Below are 26,353 nucleotides of genomic sequence, written 5' to 3'. Positions count from 1 at the left end.
AAGCACCTTGATGTCGCTGAGGAAGAACATCCTTGCCAACTATCTTAGTCAGTTCTATGTCACGCTGATCGGGATCGTCATGATCCCCGTATACATTAGGTACATGGGGTGTGGAGGCGTACGGGCTCGTAGGTTTCTTCTCGATGTTGCAAGCATGGTTCATGCTGCTGGACATGGGGCTTACTCCCACAATGGTGAGGCAGGTCGCGCGTTTCCGTGGCGGTGCGATGGACGTGCTCATGTTGCGCAGGTTGTTGCGTGCCCTGGAGGGTATTTTCATTGGTGTGGCCGTGCTTGGCGTGGTCGTGATCATCGCGGGAGCGGACAGCATCGCAAATCGGTGGCTCAGGGTCGAGATGCTTCCGAAGGACGATGTGGTTAACGCCATCATGCTCATGGCCATTATCGTGGCACTGCGCTGGTTGTGCGGTTTGTACCGGGGCGTGATCAACGGTTTCGAGCATCTGGTCTGGTTGAGCTGGTTCAATACGGCCGTTGCAACGGCCCGTTTCGTTCTGGTGATCCCATTCCTCCTCTTTGTCGATACCAGCGCGACATCCTTCTTTACATACCAAGTCGTCGTCGCAGTGATAGAAGTGATATGGCTGACCATCAAGGTCTATGCGCTCCTGCCTGAAGTGCTGGAAAGGCACATTCCGTGGCAATGGGAGCCGTTGCGTGGCGTTCTTAAGTTCTCTCTGAGCATCGCCTTCACCGGCGCGGTATGGGTACTGGTCACGCAGACCGACAAGCTAATCCTCTCTACCATGCTACTGTTGTCCGATTACGCCTATTTCACCTTGGCGGTACTGGTAGCCAGCAGTATCCTGATGCTCAGTGCGCCCATCAGCGGTGCGCTGCTTCCGCGCATGACCAAAATGAATGCCGAAGGCGACGAGGAAGGACTGGTACGGCTGTATCGGCAGGCGACGCAGTTGGTGGGGATTATCATCGTTCCGTCCACTTTTGTCTTGGCGTTCTTTCCCGAACAGGTGTTGTGGGCGTGGACAGGAAACATTGTCATCGCGCAGAGATCCGCCCTTGTGCTCACGCTTTATGCCTTGGGGAACGGACTGCTTGCTCTAGCAGCCTTCCCATATTTTCTGCAGTTCGCCAAAGGCGATCTGAAATTGCATCTGATCGGGAACGCATTGTTCCTGGTGATATTTATCCCGATGTTGGTCTGGGCTGTAAACATGCATGGGATGGTGGGGGCGGGATATGCATGGATAGGGGCGAACTTGCTTCCATTCTTCGTCTGGCTCCCGCTCGTGCACCGCCGCTTTGTGAAGGGTTTGCATGCCCGGTGGATACTGCAGGATGTGATGCCAGTCGTGGTGCTGCCGATGGTTCTTGCGTTTGGCCTGCAACGCTGGGTGACATTGCCGCAGTCGCGATCCATGATAGCGATGGGCCTAGTAGCGATAGGTTTGGGACTGGCCGCAGCGGCTGTCGCGAGTTCATCGTGGGCGAGAGAAAAGATAAACAGCAGATGGTGCAGCCAATTTGCCCGAGGATAGCCGATGCAAGCAACCAGGACTCCCCCGAAAGCTTCGGTTTGTGTGATCACATATAACCAGGAGGCATACATACGCGAATGCCTGCAAAGCATCGTGGACCAGATGACTGACTTCGATTTCGAGGTCATCGTCGGTGACGATTGCTCCTGCGACGGTACGAGAGAGGCCGTGATCGAGTTTGCGGAGCGCTATCCGGGCAAGATCGTTCCGTTGCTATATCCGCACAAGGTCGGCGGAACTCAGAACTTCATTTCGGTGCACAATCGGGCTGCAGGAAAGTATGTCGCCCACATTGATGGCGACGATATCGCGCTGCCGGGCAAACTCCAGGCACAGGTTAACTACCTGGAGGCACACCCAGACTGTTCGGTGGTGTGGCACCGCGTGCTGCTCTTCAATGATGCCGGTACGTTATGCAAACCGAATCTGCACGATGTGGGCGTGTTCGAGGACGGCATCGTGCTCTTGTCCGACGCCCTCAGATTCGGGAGCGTCGGCTATCACAGTGCAATGATGTACCGGGCGAACGCTAGGAGGACCCGGTGTGTCGAGGGCGAGACGCTGGATTACTTCTATACTGTCGAGATGCTCGTTTCCGGCTATGGAAAATATCTGGAGGAGATACTGGGTAAGTACCGCTACAACAGCGACACCGGTATCTCCAGAAAAGGGCGCGGTCCGCAAACGGTCATGCGGCTGTATGCAGAGCACCTGGATCACTATCTCGCGTTGCTGCCTGGCCACAGACGGGAGATTTTCATCAACAGCCTACTATACCTGCTGGTGGAACTGAAGAATCGGCGTACATCGGCTTTCCTGTTCCTGAAGCTGGCGTTTAGGTCATTCTGCTGGGTCTCGCCGTGGGAGTTCATTACTCAACTGAAACGGTTCAAGCGGATCAACGTGGGAATATGAAGTGAGATATTACAAGGCATTCTGGCTGGGAGTGTATGTGATGGCTGCAGTTGTGGCCGCGTGCCTGTTCACCATCAGGGGTCAGTTGGACGGAGACTTCAAGGGGGTCGTGATCTCCAACCCGACCACCGTGCTGGTTGCGGCTGGCAGCATAGTGATTGCCTACCTGCTATGCATGGGGCCCATCTTCAACTGGATGGGGAACGTCCGAGTCAAAACCCTTCTGCCCCCCCCAGGCAGGAGAGAGCAGCACACCGAACGGTTGCTCTCCCTGCTAGTATTCTTTCTCCAGTTCACTTTCCTAGTCTACTGCCTAGTTGAACGGGTGGGTATCGCAGGATCGACCAGACAGAGCGATTTGCCGCTGAAGTATGTGTGGGTGTTCTTTCCTGCGGATGCGATCTTTATGGTCTATTACTGCTTGTACAGGCGGTCGCGTTTAGTGTTTCCCAATCTGGGCGTCTATGTCCTTTCCAATATTCTGCGGGGCTGGCTAGGGTTCTGGATTCTTATACTGTTCATCGAAGGGGCACACCTGATCCGGGAGCGACGCTTCAACTGGAAGAGGATCGCAGCATTGCTAACGGTCTTCGTCATTTTCATTCCTTATCTGGTCGAGATCAAATGGAAGATGCGCGACCATGGCTACGCTTTCCTAGCAAGCGCCAGCGACCTGATGGATATGGTACGGGAGGTGGACTGGTGGCAATCCATGTTGTTGACGATAGAGCGGTCACTGATGCGCATGCAGCATGTGGACAACGTGACGGTGATCATCAACAACTCGACATTCCTGTACGAAAAAGTGCGGGCTAGGGAGTTCCTGTATTTCTTTGAAGAAGGGTTGCCCCAGTTTACGCTGGAACGCCTGCTCGAACTGCCGCGCATACCTGATATACATCTGAGACTGCTCGACTACTTTGCCGTGTTCAGGCCGACAGTGCAGGGCGTCGTTAGCAACACACATTCCGGGCTGGTCGGGTGGTTTTGGATTACACCCGGCTGGTGGTTGGCCTATGTGGGGTATCTCTTGTTGCTGGCATGGCTGGGTGTCTGGCTAGCAAAGAAACAGGAGAATGCGGGATTGCTAGTCGAATTTGCTTGGTTCGCAGGATTGATATGGTTGATGAACGGATGGTTCGGGGCCTACATCGAGTATCTACAGGCGATGGTGGTGATACTTTGCGCCAGAATAATCATAAAGGCGGAGCTCCCTCTGGCTGGGCGAAGAACTGGCCATGCATGAAATCGGCAAGCACACGATTGCAATATCCGGTGCATCGGGTTTTATCGGAAAATACTTGGTCGCGGAATTGCTGCGCGACGGCGGGTATGCCATCAGGGTGCTTTCCAGGGACAGGCAGCGCGACTTGCGTGAAGCGAGGTTCGGCGCAGGTGTGGAGATATTCGAGGGGGCTCTTGATGATCAGCACACATTGGAAGGTTTTCTTGTACCCGGCTGTACAGTCATCAACCTTGTGTACCTTTGGGATGCCGGAGAGGAAAGGAATCGGGCCTGTACACGCAACCTGCTGGTGGCATGCAAGGAGGCTAGGGTCACCCGATTGATACATTGCAGTACCGCTGCCGTGGTGGGGCGGGTGGAGAACGACCTGGTCGACGAAACCACCCGCTGTCTTCCCGTTACGGAATATGGCGTAACCAAGTTGAGGATTGAGCAGGACATCATTGACTTAGCAAGGGGGGAGTTTGAGGCGGTCGTTCTGCGACCGACAGCAGTCTTCGGTATCGGTGGCGAGCCGCTCAAGAAACTGGCGGCGGACCTCAGTCGCGGAAACCGCTGGAAAAACTATCTTAAATCCTGTCTGTTCGACAGGCGCCGGATGAATCTGGTGCATGTGGCGAACGTGGTGGCAGCAATTGTCTTCTTGGTACGTGCAACCAAGTGTCTTGAAGGTGAGATATTCATAGTCTCGGATGACGATGATCCGAAGAACAACTTCTTAGATGTGGAAAGATTTCTGAAGGGTGCGCTGGGGGTGAAGGCGGATATCCTGCCGCGCTTTCCGCTTCCGCCGGATTTGCTCAAATGGTTGCTTCTGTCGCTGGGGCGGAACAACGTCAATCCGCGCTGCGACTTTGATCCGGGCAAGCTACGTCGGATGGGCTTCAAGAGTCCAGTGATTCTGAGTGAGGGGCTGGCCGAATACGCTGCTTGGTATCGCGCTACTCAACTCGGCGAAAAGGTGCAGGAGCCTTCATGACACTGCGGATACTTAATGTCAACGACATGCTCGACGTAAAGACGGGCGGAGGGACGGCAGAGCGGACTTTCCAGATGAGTCGCTTCCTGGCGCGCCAAGGCGTGTCCTGCGAAGTGTTGACGATCGATACCGATCATCTCGACGCACAACGGATTGAGGCGCTTGAGCCGGTTAGGGTTTCTGTGCTGCCGTGTCTGTTGCGAAGATTCAAGGTTCCCCGCTGTCGATTGGCGACCATACGGCGCGCAGTCGAAGAGGCTGACATCGTTCACCTCATGGGGCACTGGAGTGTGCTGAATGCGGTCGTCTATCTGGCGGTCCGGCGCGCTGGCAAGCCCTATGTGGTCTGTCCGGCGGGGGCTCTGCCGTTCTTCGGAAGGTCAAGATGGTTGAAGCGCTTCTACAATTTTGTCATCGGAAACTTGATCGTCCGCAATGCATCAGGCTGGATCGCGGTCACCGAAGGAGAATTTCCCCAATTTGAGGAATACGGTGTGCCCCGTTCCCGGGTGACGGTGATCCCGAACGGCGTGAGCGCTGAAGATTTTCCGTCCGTGGATATCGCCGACTTCAGACGCCGGCATGGCCTGCCGGATGCGCCGACCATTCTCTTCATGGGGCGGCTCAACCTGATAAAAGGACCGGATCTGCTGTTGCAGGCGTTCCTGAATTCGCGACAGGCATTTCCGGAACATCATCTAGTGTTTGCTGGTCCGGACGGAGGCATGTTGGCCAAGCTGTTTGAGACCGCCGAGCGGTCTGGCATGAGCGGAATGGTGCATTTCATCGGTTATGTCGGCGGGGCCGACAAATCGGCGGCCTACCGCATGGCCGACCTGCTGGTGGTTCCATCGCGGCAGGAAGCGATGTCCATCGTCGCGATAGAAGCTGGCATCTGCGGTGTGCCGGTGCTGCTGACCGACCAGTGCGGTTTTGGCGAGATCAGGGCAATCGACGAACGGCTTGAAGTGCCGGTCTCCGTGGGCGGCATCGCGGACGGGTTGGTCAGTCTCCTTGCAGAGCCCGGCGTTCTGGAGAAACTGTCGCCGGCATGGGTGAGTTTCGTTGATCGCAGGTATTCCTGGATAGCACTGGCACCGGAGTATCTCAAACTTTATCAACGTATTCTTTCGGAATCGGTGCGATGAGACTGCTCATCGTCTCCCAATATTTCTGGCCCGAAAGTTTCATCATCAATGACATCGTGCGCATGCTGGACGAGCAGGGACACGATATCGTGGTCGCTACCGGCAAGCCCAACTATCCGGATGGCGAGGTGTTCGAAGGTTATCGCGCCAGAGGGACCCAGCGTGAGCGTTACCTGAACAAGGTCGAGGTGCTGCGTGTGCCACTCTGGCCTCGAGGCAAGGGTGGCGCTAAGAACCTTGTCCTCAACTACCTTTCATTCGTGTTCGCAGGCCTGTTGCTCCTGCCCTGGATGCTACGCAAGCGCGAGTTCGATGCGATTCTGGTCTTCGCGCCTTCGCCCATTACCCAAACGATTCCAGCGATTCCACTCAAATGGTTGAAGAAGGCTAAATTGGTCTTGTGGGTTCAGGACATGTGGCCGGAAAGCCTGGCCGCAACTGGCTTTGTCAGGAATCCTCATTTGCTTAAGGCTGTGGGCTGGATGGTCAAGGCCATCTACCACTGCAGCGATACCCTGCTGGTGCAGTCGCGGGCGTTCATCGAGCCGGTGGCGCGCTATGCCGAGCGAGAGAAGATTTTCTATTACCCCAACTCTATGGATGTACGGCCCCCGGTTGTGCTGCTGCCTATACCATCGGAGTTGAGTGAATTGCTGGAAAAGCATTTCTGCGTGGTCTTCGCTGGCAATTTGGGGACCGCTCAGGCCTTGGATACGCTGGTTCAGGCCGCAGTGCATCTGCGTGATGATCCACAGATCTGCCTCGTGCTGGTCGGTAGCGGTAGCCGCCTTGCCTGGATTAAGGCGCAGCAGCAGATTTATGGGCTGGACAATCTGGTGATTCCGGGCCGCTTTCCGATGGAAGCGATGCCGCAGATTCTCGAGCGTGCCTCGGCCTTGCTAGTTTCGCTCAACGATGAAGAAGCTTTCGCGCAGACCATTCCTAGCAAGATCCAAGCGTATCTGGCCGCCGGGAAGCCGATCATTGCCTGCATGAACGGCGAGGGCGCCCGGGTTGTCTGCGAAGCTCGCGCAGGCCTTGTCTCGCCGGCTGAGAAGGTGTTGCCACTGGTGGCGAATATTCGTTGCATGAAGGCGCTTGGGGATGCGGAGCGCAAGGAAATGGGGAACTCGGGGCGGGCCTATTTCGATGTGAATTTTGATATGAGTCGGCAGGTGCAGGTGCTGGTAAAGTACTTGGATTTTGAGGCTGGCAAGGGTAGTGACAAATGAAGGTACTTGTTCTTGGCGTTACTGGCATGCTGGGCAATGCTGTTTTTCGTGTGTTCGGTGCAGATGCAGAACATGAGGTCTGGGGCACGCTGCGCAGTGGTGCAGCGTTGCGGTATTTTCCGCAGCAGCGCCATGCTCGGCTGGTGACGGGTGTGGATGTGCTCGACCAGGATACGCTGGTTGCGGTGCTGGCGAAGGTGCGGCCGGATGTGGTGATTAATTGCGTTGGACTGATCAAGCAGCTGGCCGACGCCAAGGATCCGCTGACTGCACTGCCGATCAATGCCATGCTGCCGCATCGACTGGCGCGGCTGTGTGCGCTGGCTAGTGCACGGTTGATCCATATAAGCACCGACTGCGTGTTCTCAGGGCGGAAGGGCTCCTATCTGGAGAGCGATCTGTCTGACGCCGAGGACCTGTATGGCAAGTCCAAATACATCGGCGAACTGCACGATCTGCACAACGCGATTACGCTGCGTACCTCGATCATTGGTCATGAGCTCAGCTCAAATTACGCGCTGGTGGACTGGTTTCTGTCACAAAAAGGTAGCGTAAAGGGTTACTCCCATGCAATTTTCTCTGGTCTTCCGACCGTGGAGTTGGCTCGGGTAATGAAGGATTTTGTAGTTCCACTACCTCAGCTCAATGGCCTGTATCATGTCGCCGCCGAGCCAATCGCCAAGCGGGATCTATTGCAGTTGGTGGCTTTGCAGTATGGCAAGGAGATTGAGATTCGGCCAGATGATGCGTTGGTGATCAACCGCTCTCTAGACGGGACGTGTTTCCGCGAGGCCACCGGTTATGTGGCACCTACTTGGCCCGAGCTGATTCGCTTGATGTATGTGGAGCGGTAGGAGGTTACGGGACTTCTTCGCTGCTTCGAATTGTCAGGGAAGGGCGATGAGTGACGTGGCGACAACTTTACTATTTATTCGCGCGGCCTGATTGGACGCGTTTGCGATCTGGAAGGTTCTATGTTCGACGACAAGGTATTGATGATCACCGGGGGCACCGGTTCCTTTGGCCATACGGTGCTCAAGCGCTTTCTCAATACTGCAGTGCGCGAGATCCGCATCTTCTCCCGTGACGAGAAGAAGCAGGAGGACATGCGCATTGCCCTGGCGAACGACAAGGTCAAGTTCTACATCGGCGATGTGCGCGACTACGACAGCCTCAAGCAGTCCATGGTCGGTGTCGACTACATATTTCATGCTGCTGCGCTCAAGCAGGTGCCTTCCTGTGAGTTCTATCCGATGGAGGCAGTGCGTACCAACGTCAACGGCACCGAGAACGTCCTCAACGCTGCCATCGCCAGCGGTGTGAAGCGCGTGGTGGTGCTGAGTACCGACAAGGCTGTCTACCCGATCAACGCCATGGGCATTTCCAAGGCGATGGCAGAGAAACTGATGGTCGCCAAATCACGCATGATTCCAGAGGGTGGCACAGTGGTTAGTGCGACCCGCTACGGCAATGTGATGGCCTCGCGCGGCTCGGTGATTCCGCTGTTTGTCGATCAGATGCGTAGTGGCGAGCAAATTACGGTCACCGATCCTCATATGACGCGCTTCCTTATGTCTCTTGAAGACTCGGTGGATCTTGTGCTGCATGCCTTCGAGCATGGCGAGCAGGGCGATCTGTTCGTGCAGAAAGCACCGGCCTCCACCGTCGGTGACCTGGCCCAGGCGCTCAAGGAATTGTTCGGTCGCGACAACCCGGTGCGGGTAATTGGCACCCGTCATGGCGAGAAGCTCTATGAATCGCTGGTCTCCCGCGAAGAAATGGCCAAGGCCGAAGATATGGGGCGCTACTACCGCATTCCAGCGGACAATCGCGATCTCAACTACAAGAAGTACTTCGTCGAGGGCGAAGAGAGGATCTCCGAGCAGGACGACTACACATCGCACAACACCGAGCGCCTGGATGTGCCAGGCATCAAGCAGTTGCTGCTCAAGCTCGATTACATCAAGGAGCAGCTCGATGCTTAAAGTCATGACTCTGGTTGGCACCCGGCCCGAGCTGATCAAGATGAGCCGGGTGATCGCCGAACTCGACCGCCAGGTCGATCACGTTCTAGTTCATTCAGGACAAAACTACGATTACGAACTGAATCAGGTATTTTTCGACGATCTCGAGATCCGAAAACCGGACCATTTCCTTGGGGCTGCCGGGGAAACGGCGGCACAGATGATCGCAGAAATTATTGCCAAGGTCGACCTGGTATTCGAAAGCGAAAAGCCGGATGCGCTGATGCTGTATGGCGACACCAACACATGTCTGGCTGTTATCCCGGCCAAGCGGCGCAAGATTCCGGTATTCCACATGGAGGCGGGAAATCGCTGCTTCGACCAGCGTGTTCCGGAAGAGCTGAATCGCAAGGTTCTCGACCACCTGAGTGACATCAACATGGTCCTGACCGAACACGCCCGACGCTATCTGCTGGCCGAGGGCATTCGCCCGGAAACCATCATTAAGACCGGTTCTCACATGGAGGAGGTGCTCGAGTACTACATGCCGCGTATTGAGAAATCAGACGTGCTGGCGCGCGAAGGGCTGGCAAAGGGAGGCTTCTTCATCGTCAGCGCCCACCGCGAAGAGAATGTCGATACACCGGAAAACTTGCGCGATCTGCTCGATACCTTGCGCGCGCTGGCCGACGAGTACCGCCTGCCGATCATCGTCTCGACGCATCCTCGCACGCGCAAGCGCCTGGAGGCGCTGGGCGAGTCGCTGGATCATCCGCTGATCCGCTTCGTCAAGCCCTATGGTCTCCTCGACTACATCCAGCTGCAAATGTCGGCCTTCTGCGTACTGTCGGATAGCGGCACGATTACCGAAGAGGCTTCGTTGCTGAATCTGCCGGCGATTACACTGCGCAATGCCCACGAGCGGCCGGAAGGCATGGATGAGGGCGTGCTGATCATGAGTGGTCTGAAACGCCAACCGGTGCTTGATGCCGTCAGGATCGTGCTGTCCCAGCACGATCCCAATAAGCGGGTGATTCCGGTGGTGCCAGATTATCAGGCCGGTCCGGTTTCCAAGCAGGTGGTGCGGATAGTCCTGAGCTACACGGACTACATCAACCGGACCGTCTGGCGCAAATCCTGATCCGGAGATGAAGGAAGACTCTATATCGACAGGGCGCCAGGAGGGCGCTGCCGATCACTATCTGATTACAGGGAGCACTGGTTTCGTTGGTAGCCGGGTACTTGCCGCGCTTTCTCGTCGCGGTGATCAATTTCGGTCGCTGGTGCGTTGCGACGGGGGCGATCCGGGCACCGTGCGGGCAGATCTGGCCGATGTGCCGGCTCTGGTGGCGGCCTGCGCCGGCATTGACTGCGTGATTCATTGCGCCGGTTATGCCCATGCGTTCTCGGCCCGTTCCAGCGATGAAGCTCGCCAGCACTGGCAGGTCAACTTTGAAGGAACGCGCAACCTGATCGAGGCCGCCGGGCGGGCGGGTGTCCGCCGCTTTGTGTTTTTGTCGAGTGTCAAAGCCATGGCCGAGCCGGGCGATGCCTGTGCCAATGAGGATTTTCCAGGCGAGCCGGAGAGCGAGTATGGCTTGTCTAAGCGCGCCGCCGAAGCGACGGTTGTCGACGCGGCCCGGACCTATGGGATGCATGTCGTCAATCTACGGCTGAGCATGGTCTATGGTGCCGGCGGGCGCGGCAACCTGGAGCGGATGGGGCGTCTGGTTCGCCAAGGGTTTTTTCCGCCGCTGCCCGAGACCGGCAATCGGCGCTCAATGGTTCATGTCAATGACGTGGTGGCGGCGATTCTCATTGTTGCCGGCGACGGGCGGGCTGCCGGTAAGACCTACATCGTCTGCGGGCCAGAGGCGCCGTCGGGCCGGCAATTGTTCGATGCGCTCCGCGAAGTGTCGGGCATGCATCCCTGCTCTTGGTCAATCTCCGAAAGCCTGTTGAGGCGGCTGGCCGGGGCCGGCGATGGCCTGGGCAAGCTTCTAGGGCGTCGTCTGCTTCTCAATGGCGAGGTACTGCAGCGCCTTCTCGGCTCGGCTTGTTACGATGGTTCGCGAATTCAGGTGGAAATAGGCTGGAAACCTGCTGTTCACCTCAAGGATGGTTTGCGGGAGATGCTGCGGATATGAAACGCGCCTTTGACATAGAGCTTGCTCTGTTTGCACTGCTGTTTCTTGGCCTGCCACTGCTGCTGGTGGCCCTCGCGGTGCGACTGACGTCGCCTGGGCCTGTGCTGTACTGGTCCGATCGGGTCGGGCGTAATAACCGTGTGTTCAAGATGCCAAAGTTCCGCAGCATGCAGACCGGTACGCCGGCCGTCGCCACCCACTTGTTGCAGAGTCCGGATGCCTATCTGACGCCGATCGGTTCCTTCCTGCGCAAGTCCAGTCTCGACGAACTGCCTCAGTTGTGGAGCATCCTGAAGGGTGATATGAGTTTTGTCGGGCCGCGCCCGGCCCTGTTTAATCAAGATGATCTGGTTGCCTTGCGGACGGCGGCGGGGGTTCATGAACTGCTGCCAGGGCTGACCGGCTGGGCGCAGGTCAATGGTCGCGACGAACTGCCGATTCCACAGAAGGTTGTGCTTGATGCTGCGTATCTCAAACGCCGCTCACTGGCATTCGACGTGTATATTCTTTGGCTGACAGCCATGAAGGTCATTCGTCGCGAGGGCGTGTCGCATTGACGGTATTCAGGCAGAAAAATGAAAAACAAGACAACAAAACTGGTTCCATTCTCCAATCCGCGTACGTTTGCAGCCTTTGCCCATGATGTGGCCGCAGCTATGCTGGCTTGGTTGCTCGCCTACTGGCTTCGCTTCAACTTTGATGTGCCGGTGGACTACGCACAGGCGGCTCGAGTAGCATTAATCTGGCTGGTGCCGCTGTTCGCCGGGTTGTTCTACTTGTTCGGCCTGTATCGCGGACTGTGGCGTTTCGCCAGTATTTCGGACCTGCATCACCTGATCGCCGCGATCGGGGTTGGGGCCTTGCTGACAACGGCAGTTGTCGCATTCTTTACCGTGCCACACATTCCGCGATCGGTACTGGTACTCCATCCTATGCTGCTGGCCGTTATCATGGGTGGCAGCCGCTTTGCGTATCGGAGCTGGAAGGAGCATCGCTTATATGGACCGGCTAAATTGCGGGGGCAGCCGGTTCTGGTGATTGGCTCCGGCGAGTCGGCCGATTCATTGTTGCGCGAGATTGGGCGAAGTGGGCAATGGTATGCGGTGGCCGTTCTAGAGGACAGCCCCGGCCGTAGTGGCCGTCAATTACGTGGCTTGCCCATCGTTTCTCCTATCGATCAAATCGGACTGGTCGCAGAGCGTCTTGGTGCACAGCACGCAATCATAGCCATGCCTGGGGCTCGTCCCGGAGAACGGCGGCGGGTGGCCGAACTGGCGGCTGCGGCCGGTCTTGCGGTGATGACCGTGCCTTCGTACGACGACCTGCTTTCTGGTCGTTTGTCCGTCTCCAATATTCGAAAGGTGGAACTGGAAGACCTGCTCGGTAGAGAGGCGGTGACGCTTGACGACGATGGTCTACATGATTTGCTGCGCGGGTGTGTCGTGCTGGTCAGTGGTGCCGGTGGATCGATCGGCTCGGAACTGTGCCGGCAGATCGCTCGCTTCGAACCGGCGCGGCTGATACTGCTCGATTCTTCTGAATTTGCGCTGTACACGATCGATGAAGAGTTGCGCAGCAAGTTTCCAGGGCTGGCTTGTCAATGCTGGGCGGCTGACGTGCGGGATAGCGAGCGGGTAGCCGAGATCCTGTTGGCGGAAGCGCCGGCAGTGGTTTTCCATGCCGCCGCCTACAAGCACGTGCCGCTGATGGAGGACGTCAATGCTTGGCAGGCGGTACGGACCAATGCCTTGGGCACCTTCACCATGGCGCGCGCGGCGCAGCGGGCTGGGGTCGACAAGTTTGTGCTGATCTCGACCGACAAGGCTGTTAATCCGACCAATGTTATGGGCGCCACAAAGCGCTTGGCCGAACGTCTCTGCCTGGCAGTCCATGCGGAAGGCGGGACGAAGTTCGTCACTGTCCGGTTCGGCAATGTGCTTGGCAGCAATGGTAGCGTTATTCCCAAGTTTCGCGAGCAGATCTCTCGTGGCGGGCCAGTCACTGTCACTCATCCGGACATCGTGCGCTACTTCATGACCATTCCCGAGGCGGCGCAACTGGTGTTGCAAGCAGGAAGTATGGGGCAAGGGGGGGAGATTTTTGTCCTTGATATGGGCGAACCGGTGAAGATCGTCGATCTGGCTCGCGACATGATTCGGCTTTCAGGCTTCTCTGACGAGGAAATTCGAATCGAATTTACAGGGCTGCGGCCGGGCGAGAAGCTTTACGAGGAATTGCTGGCTGATGATGAGGCTACTCTGCCAACGCCGCACCCGAAGCTGCGGATTGCCAGGCTGTCGGATGTCCTGCTTGCTGATGAATACGCTGAACTGCTAGCCTGGCTTCAGTCCGGGGTTCGTCCGAGTAATGAGGTTAAGGCGGGTCTCCGCCGTTTTGTGCCTGAGTACGTAACCAGTCCAGTCGCCTGACTTTAGCAGGAGAGCCTCGGGCTTTGCTTTTGTACAGGTACACTATTCAATTTCCCCCACTCTGCCGATCATGGAATTTCTCGACCTACCCCAACTCTTGTCCGCATCCGGCGTTGTTCGCCTTCCCGGCTCGAAAAGTATCTCCAATCGAGTCCTTTTGTTGGCCGCCCTTTCAGAAGGCGCAACCGAAGTCCGCGATTTGCTGGCATCGGATGACACCGAGCGGATGCTTGATGCGCTGAAGGTGTTAGGTGTGGGCGTTACCCATCTGGGTGGTGAAAATTGGCAGATCAAGGGTTGTGGCGGCACATTTCCGACCAGAACAGCGGAACTCTTTCTCGGTAATGCCGGAACGGCATTTCGCCCGCTGACTGCGGCGCTGGCACTGTCGGGCGGAGACTACATACTGAAGGGCGTGGCCCGCATGCATGAGCGGCCGATCCGCGATCTGGTGGATGGTCTGCGCCAGCTCGGGGCTGATGTTAACTATCTGGAGAATGTAGGCTATCCACCTTTGCATCTGAAACCGGCAAACATTCTCCAAAATGGAGTGGTTAAGGTTCGAGGCGATGTATCCAGTCAGTTTTTGACGGGTTTGCTGATGGCTTTGCCGCTGACTGGGCAAACGGTTGTGGTTGAAGTCATCGGTGAGCTGATTTCCAAGCCTTACATTGAGATCACTCTGGCGACCATGGCGCGTTTTGGCGTGCAGGTTCAGCGTGATGGCTGGCAGCGTTTTACGGTAGTAGCCGGCAGTCGCTATGTCTCGCCGGGGACGATCTACGTCGAAGGCGATGCCTCGTCGGCCTCGTATTTCCTAGCCTTGGGTGCCATTGGTGGCGGGCCGGTTCGCGTCGAGGGAGTCGGACGAGATTCGATTCAGGGCGACGTACGTTTTGCTGAAGCATTGGCCAAAATGGGCGCCGAAATAGAAATGGGGCCGAACTGGATGTCGGCGCGGGCGCCGCAAGATGGTCTAGTTGCGGTCGACCTGGATTGCAACCATATTCCCGATGCGGCTATGACGCTGGCGACGACCGCTTTGTTTGCCAAAGGAACGACCAAGCTACGCAACATCGCCAGTTGGCGAGTGAAGGAAACTGATCGGATTGCCGCAATGGCAACCGAACTGCGCAAACTGGGTGCGGTGGTCGAGGAGGGCGAGGATTTCATCTGCGTTACAGCGGCAACCCTCAAACCTGCTGCCATCGATACCTATGACGATCATCGAATGGCAATGTGTTTCTCATTGGCCGCTTTCGGTACACCATTGCGTATCAACGATCCAAAGTGTGTGGCGAAGACCTTCCCAGACTACTTCGACCGCTTTGCCGCGGTGACTCTGGCTGCGCCTGTTATCGCTATCGACGGCCCATCGGCCTCCGGCAAGGGCACGGTTGCAGCGCGGGTGGCTACGGCACTTGGCTACGCCTATTTGGATTCTGGCGCTCTTTACCGGTTGACCGCGCTGGCCGCCAGGCAGGCCGGTGTTGATTGGGCTGATGAGGCACGCGTAGCAGCTATTGCCGCCGGTCTCGACGTCGAGTTTTCCGAGAACGATATTCACCTGAACGGCGCTGTTGTTGGCGACGCGATCCGAACCGAAGAAATGTCGGCTGGTGCCTCAATCGTTGCTGCATTGCCGGCAGTTCGCGAGGCGCTGTTATTTCGCCAGCGAGCCTTCGGCAAGCGGCCCGGCCTGGTCGGTGATGGGCGCGACATGGGGTCGGTTGTTTTCCCCAGGGCTGAGCTTAAGGTCTTCCTGACGGCGAGTGCTGAAGCGCGCGCCGAACGTCGTTATAAGCAGTTGATCGAAAAAGGTTTATCTGCTAATCTCCCCGACCTTCTGCTGGACCTGAAGCAACGTGACGAACGCGATTCGCAGCGTAGCGTCGCTCCACTCCGGCAAGAGGCTGATGCCAAGCTGCTCGACACCACGCATCTCACCATCGAACAGGCGGTGAATCAGGTGCTGGTCTGGAGCAGGGAAGCATTGCAGTAAGGTGTTGCCGGCCAGGTGGTCGGTAATTTGTTTCAAACCCTAACCCGCTGTGAGTTTCACGATTCGCGGCATGAAAGTTCTCTCCGTAATGGAATCTTTTGCTCAACTATTTGAAGAATCCCTGGCTCGCCAGGAAATGCGTCAAGGCGAAGTCATCACTGCAGAAGTGGTGCTCATCGATCACAACTTCGTTGTGGTCAATGCCGGCCTGAAATCGGAATCTTATGTTCCGCTCGAAGAATTCCTGAATGATCAGGGCGAACTCGAAGTGGCAGTGGGCGATTTCGTCCAGGTTGCCATCGAGATGCTGGAAGACGGCTATGGCGCCACGCGCCTGTCCCGCGATCGCGCCAAGCGCATCGCCGCATGGAACTTCCTGGAAGAAGCCCTGAACAACAACTCCCTGGTTACCGGCACCATCACCGGCAAGGTCAAGGGCGGTTTGACCGTCATGTCCAACGGTGTTCGCGCCTTCCTGCCTGGCTCCCTCGTCGACATGCGTCCGGTCAAGGACACCACGCCGTACGAAGGCAAGACCATGGAGTTCAAGGTCATCAAGTTGGATCGCAAGCGCAATAACGTCGTTATGTCACGCCGCGCTGTGCTCGAAGCCACTGCTGACAAAGATCGCGAAAAGCTCCTTGAGAACCTCAAGGAAGGCACGACCGTCAAGGGTATCGTCAAGAACATCACCGATTACGGTGCATTCGTTGACCTCGGTGGTATCGATGGCCTGCTGCACATCACCGACCTGGCCTGGCGCCGTGTCCGTCACCCGAGCGAAGTGCTCAATGTTGGTGACGAAGTTACCGCCAAGATCCTCAAGTTCGACGCTGAGAAGAACCGCGTCTCACTGGGCATGAAGCAACTGGGCGACGATCCGTGGGTCGGTATTGCCCGCCGCTACCCGGCTGGTACCCGTCTGTTCGGCAAGGTCACCAACCTGACCGACTACGGTTCATTCGTTGAAATCGAACAAGGCATCGAAGGTCTGGTTCACGTTTCCGAAATGGACTGGACCAACAAGAACGTTCATCCGTCCAAGGTTGTCCAGCTCGGCGACGAAGTCGAAGTCATGATCCTCGAAATCGACGAAGAGCGTCGTCGCATCTCCCTCGGCATGAAGCAGTGTCAAGCCAATCCGTGGGACGACTTCGCGATGAACCACAAGAAGGGTGACAAGGTTAAGGGCGCCATCAAGTCGATCACCGACTTTGGTATCTTCATCGGTCTGCCGGGTGGCATCGATGGTCTGGTTCACCTGTCCGACCTGTCTTGGTCTGCGACTGGCGAAGAAGCCATCCGCAACTTCAAGAAGGGTGACGAAGTTGAGGCGCTGGTTCTCGGCATTGACGTCGAGAAGGAGCGTATCTCCCTCGGCATCAAGCAGATGGAAGGTGATCCGTACACCAACTTCATCGCTACCCACGAGAAGAACAGCATCGTGAACTGCACCGTCAAGACGGTCGACGCTCGCGGCGCCGTGCTGACGCTGGATGGTGAGAACGAAGGTTACCTGCGTGCTTCCGAATTCTCGCGTGATCGCATCGACGACCTGTCGCAACACCTCAAGGTGGGCGACACGGTTGAAGCCATGATCATCAACGTAGATCGCAAGACACGTGGCATCAATCTTTCCATCAAGGCCAAGGATAATGCCGAACAGCACGAAGCCATGCAGAAACTTTCTGCTGAATCTTCCGCCGCTGCTTCCGGTACGACCAACCTGGGTGCTCTTCTGAAGGCCAAGCTTAACCAGCAAGGCTGATAAGGCATAAGCATGACCAAATCCGAGCTCATCGCCCGGCTGGCGGAGCGTTTTCCTCAGCTTGTGGCGAAAGATGCAGATTTTGCGGTCAAGATGATTCTTGATGCGATGTCCGAAGCACTAGTGCGAGGGGATCGCATTGAGATCCGCGGATTCGGCAGCTTTGCGCTCAACTACCGGCCACCGCGTACTGGCCGCAACCCCAAGTCAGGGGAAAAGGTTGGCGTACCGGCCAAGTGGGTTCCCCACTTCAAGGCCGGAAAAGAATTGCGCGAACGGGTTGATCTGGCAATCTGACGCCGGGCTTGGCCCAATGTGGTAGATTCAGGGCAGTGAATTATTTCACTGCCCTTTTTATTGAATGTCATGACAGCTCTGACCTGGGCCATTCGCCTAACTATATTTGTTTTTCTGGTTGTTTTCGCAACCCAAAATGCCGATCCGGTGAGTCTTCGTCTCCTTCCTGGGGTTATCTGGCAGGTGTCACTTGTGACGGCCTTGCTGGTGTTCTTTGTCGGAGGAGTGATGCTCGGAGCGCTTTCCTTGCTCGGCGTGATTTTTCGTCAGCGTCATGAAATCTCGCGCTTGAAGCGTGTAGAGACTCGAGCCCCCGTTTCAGGCAAGCAAGTAGTTTCGCACCTCGAATGAGCGAGTTATTTGAATACTGGCAGTTACTGCTGATTCCAGTCTTTTTTGTACTCGGCTGGACAGCTGCTCGCATTGATATGCAGCAGGTGGTACATGAGTCTCGTGCGCTGCCTCGCTCCTATTTTCAGGGCTTGAACTTTCTTCTGAATGAGCAACCTGATAAGGCTATTGACTCGTTTCTCGAAGTTGCTAAGGTTGACTCCCAGACTGTTGAATTGCATTTTGCGCTTGGCAATCTGTTCCGTCGGCGAGGTGAAACCGAGCGTGCTATTCGAATGCACCAGAATCTGATCGATTTGCCGGACCTGGAGGAGCAAGTCCGATTACAGGCTTTGTCGGAACTTGGACAGGATTACCTGAAGGCTGGCTTGCTCGACAGGGCTGAAGAGATATTCAACAAGCTGTTGGGAACTATTTTCGAAGAAGAGGCCAAGCGCAATCTGCTCGAGATCTATCAGGTTGAGAAGGAGTGGCTCAAGGCAATCGAGATTGCTCGTGAATTACCCGATGTGGCATCGCGCCGCGAGATTGCGGAGTATTACTGTGAATTGGCAGCCAATGAAATCATGCGTTCTCGTCCGGAGTCGGCGCGTGAATATCTGGAGGTCGCCACCAAGGAAAATCGTAAATGCGTTCGTGCCAGTCTTTTGCAAGGAGATTTGTTGTTGCAGGAGGGCCGCTTGGCTAGTGCCATTGAAGCATGGCAACGAATTGAGCAACAGGATCCTGCCTACTTGGCTTTGGTGGCTCAGCGCTTGCTGGAAGCGTATCGACGACTTGAGCGACCGGCGGAAGGTATCGCTCTTTTAAGTGGATATCTGGAACGTTATCCGTCACTGGATTTGCTGGAAGTGGTTTATCAACTTGTACTCGAAAGCGAAGGCATCGAGTCTGCTTATCGTCTTGTTCGAGCGGAGTTGCAACGGAATCCCACTTTGCTCGGCCTTGAGAAATTGATGAGTGCGCGTTTGCCGCTGGTGGCGCCAGAGGTAAGGCCGGATGTCGAATTGGCCAAAACCATCATTCAGGGCTATACCAAGCGCCTGTCACGATATCGATGTAATAATTGCGGCTTTAAGGCGCGCCAGTTTTACTGGCGCTGCCCGGCTTGTGGGGGCTGGGAAACCTATCCACCACGCCGCAGTGAAGAATTCGATCAATCCTTGTAGGAAGCTCCATGAAAATAACCGTTGTTGGTACCGGCTATGTTGGCTTGGTCAGTGGAACCTGTCTGGCTGAAGTGGGTAATGATGTTCTCTGCCTGGATGTTGATCCGGAAAAAATCCGCATTCTCGAAGAGGGCGGGATTCCGATCTTCGAACCCGGTTTGCAAGAGATGGTGCGCCGCAATGTAGCGGCTGGTCGCCTGCATTTCACCACGGACATCGAGAAGGCCGTGCAACATGGCACCGTCCAGTTCATTGCCGTCGGTACACCGCCGGACGAAGATGGCTCGGCCGACCTGCAATATGTGCTTGGCGCCGCACGCAATATCGGTCGTCTGATGACAGACTACAAGGTGGTGGTCGACAAGAGCACCGTTCCGGTGGGAACTGGAGCCAAAGTACAGGCAGCCATAGCTGACGAACTCGCCAAGCGGGGTGTCAACATACCGTTCAGTGTGGTTTCCAATCCGGAGTTTCTCAAGGAAGGTGCTGCCGTCGAGGACTTCATGCGCCCTGACCGTATTGTGGTCGGAGCTGATGATGAACGGGCTATCCACTTGATGCGTGCGCTCTACGCACCTTTCCAGCGCAACCACGAGCGTCTGATCATCACCGACGTCAAGAGCGCCGAGCTGACCAAATACGCTGCCAATGCCATGCTGGCAACGCGCATCAGCTTCATGAACGAGCTGGCCAATCTGGCTGAGGTGCTCGGTGCCGACATTGAAATGGTTCGTCAGGGCATCGGCTCCGATCCCCGCATCGGATATCACTTCCTGTACCCTGGTTGTGGCTATGGCGGCTCCTGTTTTCCCAAGGATGTCAAAGCGCTGATCAAGACCGCTCAGGACGATGCCGACATCACGCTCAAGGTGCTGACTGCCGTCGAAGAAGCGAACGATGCGCAGAAACATGTGCTGACTCGCAAGATGAAATCCCGTTTTGGCGATCTAAAAGGCAAGCACTTCGCCCTGTGGGGGCTGGCCTTCAAGCCCAATACCGACGACATGCGCGAAGCAGCGAGCCGGGAATTGATCGCTGACTTGTTTGCTGCGGGTGCGACCATCACCGCTTACGACCCCGTTGCCATGCATGAAGCGCAGCGTGTTTTCGGTGATGAACCGCGCCTGCAGTACGCAGAGAACCCGATGGGCGCCCTTGATCAAGCGGATGCGTTGGTCATCGTGACCGAATGGAAAGAGTTCCGCAGTCCGGACTTCGATGCCATCAAGGCAACGCTGAAGAATCCGGTGATCTTCGATGGCCGCAATCTTTACGACCCCAAGTTCGTGCGTGATGCCGGGATCGAATACTTCGCTATCGGGCGCTGAGTGATGAGCACTGGCATGCTGGAGAAGATTTCGGAGGTTCGCCTCCTGGTGGTCGGCGATGTGATGCTTGACCGCTACTGGTTTGGCGAAGTCAGCAGGATTTCGCCGGAAGCACCGGTGCCGGTGGTCAAGGTTCAGCGCATGGAAGAGCGCCTTGGCGGCGCTGCCAACGTTGCTCGTAACGCATCGTCACTGGGCGCAGTTTCTGCCTTGTTGTCGGTGGTCGGTGATGATGAAGCTGGCCGTACCTTGGGACGCTTGCTGGAAGAAGGACAAATTGATGCCAATTTGCACGTTGACCGCGAGATTGATACCACAGTCAAACTTCGCGTCATCGGCCGTCAGCAGCAGTTGCTGCGGATCGATTTCGAGACCACGCCATCGCACGAAATCCTTCAGGCCAAGCTGGCGGATTTCGAGAGCCGTGTTTCCCAGGCCGATGTCATTGTTCTTTCAGACTATGGCAAGGGGGGGCTGACGCACATTGCCGAGATGATTCGTATCGCCCGTGCCCAGGACAAGCCCGTTCTGGTTGATCCCAAGGGCGATGAGTGGGGGAAGTATGCCGGCGCGACGGTAATCACGCCGAACCGCTCCGAATTGAAGGAAGTGATCGGCCGCTGGTCGTCCGATGAGGAACTTGCCGTGAAGGCCCGGAAGCTGCGTGGCGACCTCGGACTTGAAGCCTTGCTGGTGACCCGTAGTGAAGAGGGGATGACCCTGTTTGCTGATGAAATTCATCATCAGGCAGCGCAGGCACGGGAGGTTTTTGACGTTTCGGGAGCGGGGGATACCGTCATTGCCACGCTGGCAGTCATGATCGCCGCCGGCGCCGATTGGGCGGAAGCCATTCGGGTCGCCAATATTGCTGCCGGCATAGTCGTCGGTAAACTCGGTACCGCTGTTGTCAGCCGCGATGAGCTCGCTGCCGCATTGTAAGGAAAAATCATGTACACCATCGTTACCGGCGCCGCCGGCTTTATCGGTTCCAATATCGTCAAGGCGCTCAACGAGCGCGGTGTGACCAAAATTATTGCGGTCGACAACCTGACCAAGGCTGACAAGTTCAGGAACCTGATCGATTGCGAGATTGTTGATTACATTGATAAAAACGATTTTATCGACCGTATCCAGGCGGGTCATTTTGATGGCGAGATAGACGCCATTTTTCATGAAGGTGCCTGTTCTGACACCATGGAAACTGACGGTCGTTACATGATGGAGAACAATTTCCGTTACTCCAGCATTTTGCTCGATTGGTGCCTGGATCAGGACGTCCAGTTTCTTTATGCGTCCAGCGCGGCGACCTACGGCGCCAGCAATGTCTTCAAAGAGGAGCGCCAGTACGAAGGCCCGCTCAACGTTTACGGCTATTCCAAGTTTCTGTTTGACCAGATTGTTCGTCAGCGGCTGGCGCAGCACCCGTCGTCACAGATCGTCGGATTCCGCTATTTCAACGTCTATGGCCCGCGCGAAACCCACAAAGGGCGTATGGCCTCAGTGGCGTTCCACAACTTCAACCAGTTCCGTGCGGATGGCAAGGTCAAGTTGTTCGAGGGATCGCATGGCTACGAGAATGGTGGGCAGCAGCGTGACTTTGTATTTGTCGGCGATGTTGCCAAGGTCAATCTGTACTTTCTCGACCATCCGGAGAAATCCGGAATCTTCAATCTCGGTTCCGGACGGGCGCAAAGCTTCAATGATGTTGCGATTGCTGCGGTCAACGGCTGTAGAGCGGCAAAAGGCGAAGTTTCGCTATCGCTCGAGCAGTTGCGGGCACAAGGCTTGCTGGAGTACGTGGCCTTCCCCGAGGCGCTGAAGGGCAAGTATCAGGCATTCACGCAGGCTGATCTGAGCAAACTGCGTGCTGCCGGTTACGACGCGTCGATGGCCACGGTTGAGGAGGGCGTCTCCCAATATATCGAGTGGCTTCATCGCAATGTATAAAACCCTGCAGGATTTTGTCGGAAATACCCCGCTGGTTCGTCTGGTGAGGATTCCGGGCGCTGACAATGACAGGCGTGGCAACGTTATTCTTGCCAAGCTGGAAGGCAACAATCCGGCCGGCTCGGTAAAAGACCGGCCGGCATTGTCGATGATCGTCCACGCTGAGCTGCGAGGTGATATCAAGCCGGGTGACACGCTGATTGAGGCAACCTCCGGTAACACCGGCATTGCGCTGGCTATGGCGGCAGCGATCAAAGGCTATCGGATGATTCTCGTCATGCCCGAGAACCAGAGTATTGAACGCCGCCAAAGCATGCGCGCTTACGGTGCCGAGCTGGTGCTGACGCCCAAGGATGGCGGCATGGAATTGTGCCGCGATGTTGCTGAAAAGATGCGCAATGAAGGCAAGGGCATTATTCTTGACCAGTTCGGCAACCCGGATAATCCGTTAGCCCATTTCGAAGGCACAGGCCCGGAAATCTGGCGCGATACAGATGGAAAGGTCACCCATTTTGTTTCCAGTATGGGTACGACCGGCACCATCATGGGAACGTCTGCCTTCCTGAAAACGCAGAATTCGGCAATCCAGATTATCGGTTGCCAGCCAGAGGATGGAAGCCAGATTCCCGGCATCCGCAAATGGCCGGAAGCCTATCTCCCGAAGATTTTCGATAAAAGTCGGGTTGACCGTGTCGAAAATGTCAGCCAAGCCGATGCCGAGGCAATGACCCGTCGCCTGGCGATGGAAGAGGGAATTTTTGCCGGCATTTCATCCGGCGGTGCGCTGGCAGTCGCCTTGCGGCTGTCGCAAACGCTTGAGAATGCGGTGATTGTCAGCATCATTTGTGACCGGGGTGATCGCTACCTGTCGACTGGTGTTTTCCCGGCATGAAACCGGTCCTGGTTTTTGACATCGAGACCATTCCCGATGTTGCAGGGCTGCGTCGTCTGAACGATTTGCCGGATGGGCTTTCCGATGATGAAGTCGCCGAACTCGCTTTTCAGCAACGGCGCGCCAAGACTGGAAACGACTTTCTGCAGTTGCACTTGCAGCGTGTTGTCACGATCTCTTGCGTACTGCGCACTGGCGAGGGACTGAAGGTCTGGTCGCTATCGGAGCCAGACCTGAATGAAGGCGCCATCATCCAGCGTTTCTTCGACGGCATCGAGAAATTCACGCCGCAGATCGTTTCTTGGAACGGCAGTGGCTTCGATCTGCCGGTACTGCACTACCGCGGCATGCTCCATGGCGTCAGTGCGCCGCGCTACTGGGATCTTGGTGACGGCGACTATGCCGATTCGCGCGATTTCAAGTGGAACAATTACATCAGCCGCTACCACATGCGCCATCTCGACCTGATGGACTTGCTGGCCCTATATAACGCTCGCGCCAATGCACCGCTTGATGATCTGGCCAAACTCTATGGCTTTCCCGGCAAGCTCGGCATGGATGGCGGCAAAGTGTGGGAAGCTTGGCAGGCCGGCAAGAGTGCGGAGATCCGAGACTATTGCGAAACCGATGTAATCAATACCTATCTGGTCTACAACCGCTTCCGCCGACTGCGCGGAGAGCTGACTGGCGTCGAGGAAAATGCCGAAATCGAATTCGTCAAAGGCCAACTCGCCAAGATCGGTACGTCACATTGGCAGGAGTTTCTCGCTGCCTGGCGATAAATTAGCGCAAACGCGACGTTATAATTGCAAGTTCCAAAACCTAACTGCAGAGAGATAACGATGGCTCTTAACAACGTTCCTTCCGGCAAGTCCCTTCCCGACGATTTCAATGTCATCATTGAAATTACCGCGCATTCCGACCCCGTCAAATACGAAGTCGATAAGGACAGCGGCGCGATTTTCGTCGATCGTTTCATGTCGACTTCCATGCACTATCCCTGCAACTACGGCTACATTCCGCACACCATCGCCGGTGACGGTGATCCGGTTGACGTGCTGGTGATCAGCCCCTTCCCGCTGCCGCCGGGCGTTGTTGTCCGCTGCCGTCCACTTGGTCAGCTGTCGATGACCGACGAAGGTGGAGAAGATGCCAAGCTGCTGGCCGTGCCGGTCGACAAGCTGACCCCGCTGTACAAGGACGTCAAGACCTTCGAAGACACGCCGGAATTGCTGCGCAAGCAGATTTCGCACTTCTTCGAGCACTACAAGGATCTCGAGCCGGGCAAGTGGGTCAAGGTCAATGGCTGGGAAGGCATTGATGCCGCCAAGAACGAAATCATGACGGGTGTCCAGCGTTTCAACGACGCGAAAGACAAGCCGAACTACTAAGCTGTGATGTTGCGTATCGCCGTTGCCCAGTTTAACGCCACCGTCGGTGACCTGACGGGCAACGTCGAACGCATTTTGAAGTACGCTGCCGACGCGAAAGCACGCGGCGCTCAGGTCCTGCTGACACCTGAGCTGGCATTGTGTGGTTACCCACCTGAGGACCTGTTGTTGCGTCCTGATTTTTACCGGGCCTGCAAGCTGGCGCTTGATGATCTGGCGGCACGTGTCGAAGGCATAGCCGTCGTCGTCGGGCATCCCGATGAACATCATGGCAGTTGTTACAACGCCGCAACCATTATTGAAAACGGGCAGAAAAAGGCGGTTTACCGCAAGATTCGCCTGCCGAATTACGAGGTTTTCGACGAGAAGCGATATTTCGAGTCGGGCACCGAAGCCTGTGTCGTCACACTAGGTGGTGTCCGTTGCGGCATCAATATCTGTGCCGATGTCTGGGAAGAGGGGGCCGCCGAGATGGCACACAAGGCCGGTGCAGAATTATTGCTTGTCCTCAACGCTTCACCCTGCCATCTGGAAAAACACCAGCAACGTATGCAGGTGTTGAGTAACCGCATCGACGCAACCGGTATTCCGGCAATCTACTGCAATCTGGTCGGTGGCCAGGATGAGCTGGTTTTCGATGGTGCCTCGTTCGCACTCGATGCCCAGAAAAAATGCCGAATGCGTTTGCCGTCTTTCGAAGAAGCCTTGGGTATCGTCGATTTCGAGGCCGGCAGTTTGCGCTCCGACGACATGGCGGAGGAGCTTTCACTCGAAGCAGAGGCCTATCAGGCGCTGGTTCTGGGGGTTCGCGACTACCTTGGCAAGACAGGGTTCAAGGGCGCCATTATCGGCTTGTCCGGCGGCATAGACTCCGCATTGACGCTGTGTGTCGCGGTCGATGCGCTGGGGGCGGACAAAGTGCGGGCGGTGATGATGCCATCGCCTTACACCGCGCAAATGAGCCTGGATGATTCCCGCAAAATGATTCGCGTGCTCGGTGTGCGTTATGACGAAATCGCCATTGCTCCGGCGATGGACGTTTACGGCGCGATGCTCGATCCGTTGTTCGCTGGCATGCCGGCCGATACGACCGAAGAGAATATTCAGGCACGCATCCGTGGCAACATCCTGATGGCGCTGTCCAACAAAACGGGTGCGCTGGTGCTGACGACCGGCAACAAATCCGAAATGGCGGTTGGTTATTGCACGCTCTATGGCGACATGGCCGGCGGTTTCGCGGTGATCAAGGATGTCTACAAGACGCTGGTCTATCGTCTTTCGCGCTATCGCAACACGCTGTGCGGCGATGGTCCACTTGTCATTCCCGAAAACATCATCGTTCGTCCGCCTTCGGCCGAGCTGAAGCCGGATCAGACCGATCAGGACTCGTTGCCACCCTATGAGGTGCTTGATGCCATTGTCCGTGCATACATGGAAGAAGACCGCAGTCCGCGTGAAATCATCGCAGCCGGCTTGCCGGAGGATGCAGTCAGGCGCGTCGTTCGTCTGCTGAGAACTGCCGAATACAAGCGCCGCCAGGCACCGATCGGGATCCGCATCACGCCGCGTGGTTTTGGCAGGGATTGGCGGTATCCTATTACCAATAGATATCCAGACGAATTTTAAGA

At 56.3% G+C, this 26,353-nt stretch carries 23 protein-coding genes and 1 pseudogene; all 24 read left to right on the top strand.

All coding sequences use genetic code 11. From position 1 onward, the window contains the following. Positions 1 to 10 precede the first annotated feature (10 nt). The 24 genes and pseudogenes from IPJ12_03310 to IPJ12_03195 all read left to right on the top strand — a co-directional run bounded on the left by IPJ12_03310 (position 11) and on the right by IPJ12_03195 (position 26,351). Positions 11 to 1,520, top strand: a pseudogene (locus IPJ12_03310) (oligosaccharide flippase family protein). A gap of 3 nt (positions 1,521 to 1,523) precedes the next feature. After that, positions 1,524 to 2,435, top strand: coding sequence for a glycosyltransferase (locus IPJ12_03305; protein MBK7646200.1), 912 nt, complete (start codon positions 1,524 to 1,526; stop codon positions 2,433 to 2,435). A gap of 1 nt (position 2,436) precedes the next feature. Then, a complete protein-coding gene (wzy, locus tag IPJ12_03300; protein ID MBK7646199.1) occupies positions 2,437 to 3,681 on the top strand; it encodes an oligosaccharide repeat unit polymerase in 1,245 nt (414 codons plus the stop codon). Next, on the top strand, positions 3,674 to 4,660 hold the full coding sequence (locus IPJ12_03295) for an NAD(P)-dependent oxidoreductase (protein MBK7646198.1): 987 nt from the start codon (positions 3,674 to 3,676) through the stop codon (positions 4,658 to 4,660). The genes wzy and IPJ12_03295 overlap by 8 nt, the downstream gene beginning before the upstream one ends. Positions 4,661 to 4,662: 2 nt before the next feature. Continuing rightward, entirely contained in the window at positions 4,663 to 5,808 is a 1,146-nt protein-coding gene (locus IPJ12_03290; protein ID MBK7646197.1) for a glycosyltransferase, read from the top strand. Next, positions 5,805 to 7,040, top strand: coding sequence for a glycosyltransferase family 4 protein (locus tag IPJ12_03285; protein ID MBK7646196.1), 1,236 nt, complete (start codon positions 5,805 to 5,807; stop codon positions 7,038 to 7,040). Before IPJ12_03290 ends, IPJ12_03285 begins: the two co-directional genes overlap by 4 nt. Continuing rightward, on the top strand, positions 7,037 to 7,894 hold the full coding sequence (locus IPJ12_03280; protein MBK7646195.1) for an SDR family oxidoreductase: 858 nt from the start codon (positions 7,037 to 7,039) through the stop codon (positions 7,892 to 7,894). Before IPJ12_03285 ends, IPJ12_03280 begins: the two co-directional genes overlap by 4 nt. 120 nt (positions 7,895 to 8,014) lie before the next feature. After that, on the top strand, positions 8,015 to 9,025 hold the full coding sequence (locus IPJ12_03275) for a polysaccharide biosynthesis protein (protein ID MBK7646194.1): 1,011 nt from the start codon (positions 8,015 to 8,017) through the stop codon (positions 9,023 to 9,025). Further along, positions 9,018 to 10,145, top strand: a complete 1,128-nt coding sequence (gene wecB / locus IPJ12_03270) for a UDP-N-acetylglucosamine 2-epimerase (non-hydrolyzing) (protein ID MBK7646193.1) — start codon at positions 9,018 to 9,020, stop codon at positions 10,143 to 10,145. Before IPJ12_03275 ends, wecB begins: the two co-directional genes overlap by 8 nt. A gap of 7 nt (positions 10,146 to 10,152) precedes the next feature. Beyond that, positions 10,153 to 11,151 (top strand): NAD-dependent epimerase/dehydratase family protein, encoded by a 999-nt coding sequence (locus tag IPJ12_03265; protein MBK7646192.1) that lies wholly within the window; start codon positions 10,153 to 10,155, stop codon positions 11,149 to 11,151. Further along, complete coding sequence (locus IPJ12_03260; GenBank protein MBK7646191.1) at positions 11,148 to 11,708, top strand: sugar transferase; 561 nt, start codon at positions 11,148 to 11,150, stop codon at positions 11,706 to 11,708. The genes IPJ12_03265 and IPJ12_03260 overlap by 4 nt, the downstream gene beginning before the upstream one ends. 18 nt (positions 11,709 to 11,726) lie before the next feature. Then, a complete protein-coding gene (locus IPJ12_03255; GenBank protein ID MBK7646190.1) occupies positions 11,727 to 13,580 on the top strand; it encodes a polysaccharide biosynthesis protein in 1,854 nt (617 codons plus the stop codon). A 70-nt stretch (positions 13,581 to 13,650) separates the two neighbouring features. Then, on the top strand, positions 13,651 to 15,582 hold the full coding sequence (locus IPJ12_03250) for a bifunctional 3-phosphoshikimate 1-carboxyvinyltransferase/cytidylate kinase (protein ID MBK7646189.1): 1,932 nt from the start codon (positions 13,651 to 13,653) through the stop codon (positions 15,580 to 15,582). An 88-nt stretch (positions 15,583 to 15,670) separates the two neighbouring features. Continuing rightward, the gene (rpsA, locus tag IPJ12_03245; GenBank protein MBK7646188.1) at positions 15,671 to 17,350 is read left to right on the top strand and encodes a 30S ribosomal protein S1; all 1,680 of its coding nucleotides are present in this window, start codon (positions 15,671 to 15,673) and stop codon (positions 17,348 to 17,350) included. A 12-nt stretch (positions 17,351 to 17,362) separates the two neighbouring features. Further along, positions 17,363 to 17,647, top strand: a complete 285-nt coding sequence (locus IPJ12_03240) for an integration host factor subunit beta (protein ID MBK7646187.1) — start codon at positions 17,363 to 17,365, stop codon at positions 17,645 to 17,647. Positions 17,648 to 17,707: 60 nt separating this feature from the next. Beyond that, complete coding sequence (locus IPJ12_03235) at positions 17,708 to 17,998, top strand: LapA family protein (GenBank protein MBK7646186.1); 291 nt, start codon at positions 17,708 to 17,710, stop codon at positions 17,996 to 17,998. Further along, on the top strand, positions 17,995 to 19,167 hold the full coding sequence (gene lapB / locus IPJ12_03230) for a lipopolysaccharide assembly protein LapB (GenBank protein ID MBK7646185.1): 1,173 nt from the start codon (positions 17,995 to 17,997) through the stop codon (positions 19,165 to 19,167). Before IPJ12_03235 ends, lapB begins: the two co-directional genes overlap by 4 nt. Before the next feature lie 8 nt (positions 19,168 to 19,175). Next, entirely contained in the window at positions 19,176 to 20,495 is a 1,320-nt protein-coding gene (locus tag IPJ12_03225; GenBank protein MBK7646184.1) for a UDP-glucose/GDP-mannose dehydrogenase family protein, read from the top strand. A 3-nt stretch (positions 20,496 to 20,498) separates the two neighbouring features. After that, positions 20,499 to 21,434 carry a D-glycero-beta-D-manno-heptose-7-phosphate kinase gene (gene rfaE1, locus IPJ12_03220; GenBank protein ID MBK7646183.1) on the top strand — a complete coding sequence of 312 codons (936 nt, stop codon included), beginning with the start codon at positions 20,499 to 20,501 and terminating at the stop codon, positions 21,432 to 21,434. Between the two features lie 9 nt (positions 21,435 to 21,443). Further along, the gene (gene rfaD / locus IPJ12_03215; protein ID MBK7646182.1) at positions 21,444 to 22,442 is read left to right on the top strand and encodes an ADP-glyceromanno-heptose 6-epimerase; all 999 of its coding nucleotides are present in this window, start codon (positions 21,444 to 21,446) and stop codon (positions 22,440 to 22,442) included. After that, complete coding sequence (gene cysM, locus IPJ12_03210) at positions 22,435 to 23,334, top strand: cysteine synthase CysM (protein ID MBK7646181.1); 900 nt, start codon at positions 22,435 to 22,437, stop codon at positions 23,332 to 23,334. Before rfaD ends, cysM begins: the two co-directional genes overlap by 8 nt. Next, on the top strand, positions 23,331 to 24,116 hold the full coding sequence (locus IPJ12_03205) for a 3'-5' exonuclease (GenBank protein ID MBK7646180.1): 786 nt from the start codon (positions 23,331 to 23,333) through the stop codon (positions 24,114 to 24,116). Before cysM ends, IPJ12_03205 begins: the two co-directional genes overlap by 4 nt. A 60-nt stretch (positions 24,117 to 24,176) precedes the next feature. Further along, positions 24,177 to 24,725 carry an inorganic diphosphatase gene (gene ppa, locus IPJ12_03200; GenBank protein MBK7646179.1) on the top strand — a complete coding sequence of 183 codons (549 nt, stop codon included), beginning with the start codon at positions 24,177 to 24,179 and terminating at the stop codon, positions 24,723 to 24,725. 6 nt (positions 24,726 to 24,731) lie between these two features. Then, complete coding sequence (locus IPJ12_03195; GenBank protein ID MBK7646178.1) at positions 24,732 to 26,351, top strand: NAD+ synthase; 1,620 nt, start codon at positions 24,732 to 24,734, stop codon at positions 26,349 to 26,351. Positions 26,352 to 26,353: the final 2 nt, after the last annotated feature.

It is taken from the genome of Betaproteobacteria bacterium, assembly GCA_016709965.1.
Lineage (GTDB): Bacteria > Pseudomonadota > Gammaproteobacteria > Burkholderiales > Rhodocyclaceae > Azonexus > Azonexus amarohabitans.
The sequence above is the reverse complement of the archived record's forward strand: the minus strand, read 5'-3'. Positions and strand labels throughout refer to the sequence as shown.

What these genes read in the sequence shown, in the direction of transcription:
- rfaE1 (MBK7646183.1), top strand. Translation starts at nt 20,499, where the DNA reads ATGAGCACTGGCATGCTGGAGAAGATTTCGGAGGTTCGCCTCCTGGTG.
- IPJ12_03225 (MBK7646184.1), top strand. Translation starts at nt 19,176, where the DNA reads ATGAAAATAACCGTTGTTGGTACCGGCTATGTTGGCTTGGTCAGTGGA.
- IPJ12_03280 (MBK7646195.1), top strand. Translation starts at nt 7,037, where the DNA reads ATGAAGGTACTTGTTCTTGGCGTTACTGGCATGCTGGGCAATGCTGTT.
- lapB (MBK7646185.1), top strand. Translation starts at nt 17,995, where the DNA reads ATGAGCGAGTTATTTGAATACTGGCAGTTACTGCTGATTCCAGTCTTT.
- IPJ12_03265 (MBK7646192.1), top strand. Translation starts at nt 10,153, where the DNA reads ATGAAGGAAGACTCTATATCGACAGGGCGCCAGGAGGGCGCTGCCGAT.
- IPJ12_03255 (MBK7646190.1), top strand. Translation starts at nt 11,727, where the DNA reads ATGAAAAACAAGACAACAAAACTGGTTCCATTCTCCAATCCGCGTACG.
- rpsA (MBK7646188.1), top strand. Translation starts at nt 15,671, where the DNA reads ATGGAATCTTTTGCTCAACTATTTGAAGAATCCCTGGCTCGCCAGGAA.
- ppa (MBK7646179.1), top strand. Translation starts at nt 24,177, where the DNA reads ATGGCTCTTAACAACGTTCCTTCCGGCAAGTCCCTTCCCGACGATTTC.
- IPJ12_03250 (MBK7646189.1), top strand. Translation starts at nt 13,651, where the DNA reads ATGGAATTTCTCGACCTACCCCAACTCTTGTCCGCATCCGGCGTTGTT.
- IPJ12_03260 (MBK7646191.1), top strand. Translation starts at nt 11,148, where the DNA reads ATGAAACGCGCCTTTGACATAGAGCTTGCTCTGTTTGCACTGCTGTTT.
- IPJ12_03305 (MBK7646200.1), top strand. Translation starts at nt 1,524, where the DNA reads ATGCAAGCAACCAGGACTCCCCCGAAAGCTTCGGTTTGTGTGATCACA.
- rfaD (MBK7646182.1), top strand. Translation starts at nt 21,444, where the DNA reads ATGTACACCATCGTTACCGGCGCCGCCGGCTTTATCGGTTCCAATATC.
- IPJ12_03275 (MBK7646194.1), top strand. Translation starts at nt 8,015, where the DNA reads ATGTTCGACGACAAGGTATTGATGATCACCGGGGGCACCGGTTCCTTT.
- IPJ12_03240 (MBK7646187.1), top strand. Translation starts at nt 17,363, where the DNA reads ATGACCAAATCCGAGCTCATCGCCCGGCTGGCGGAGCGTTTTCCTCAG.
- IPJ12_03195 (MBK7646178.1), top strand. Translation starts at nt 24,732, where the DNA reads ATGTTGCGTATCGCCGTTGCCCAGTTTAACGCCACCGTCGGTGACCTG.
- IPJ12_03285 (MBK7646196.1), top strand. Translation starts at nt 5,805, where the DNA reads ATGAGACTGCTCATCGTCTCCCAATATTTCTGGCCCGAAAGTTTCATC.
- IPJ12_03205 (MBK7646180.1), top strand. Translation starts at nt 23,331, where the DNA reads ATGAAACCGGTCCTGGTTTTTGACATCGAGACCATTCCCGATGTTGCA.
- IPJ12_03295 (MBK7646198.1), top strand. Translation starts at nt 3,674, where the DNA reads ATGCATGAAATCGGCAAGCACACGATTGCAATATCCGGTGCATCGGGT.
- wecB (MBK7646193.1), top strand. Translation starts at nt 9,018, where the DNA reads ATGCTTAAAGTCATGACTCTGGTTGGCACCCGGCCCGAGCTGATCAAG.
- cysM (MBK7646181.1), top strand. Translation starts at nt 22,435, where the DNA reads ATGTATAAAACCCTGCAGGATTTTGTCGGAAATACCCCGCTGGTTCGT.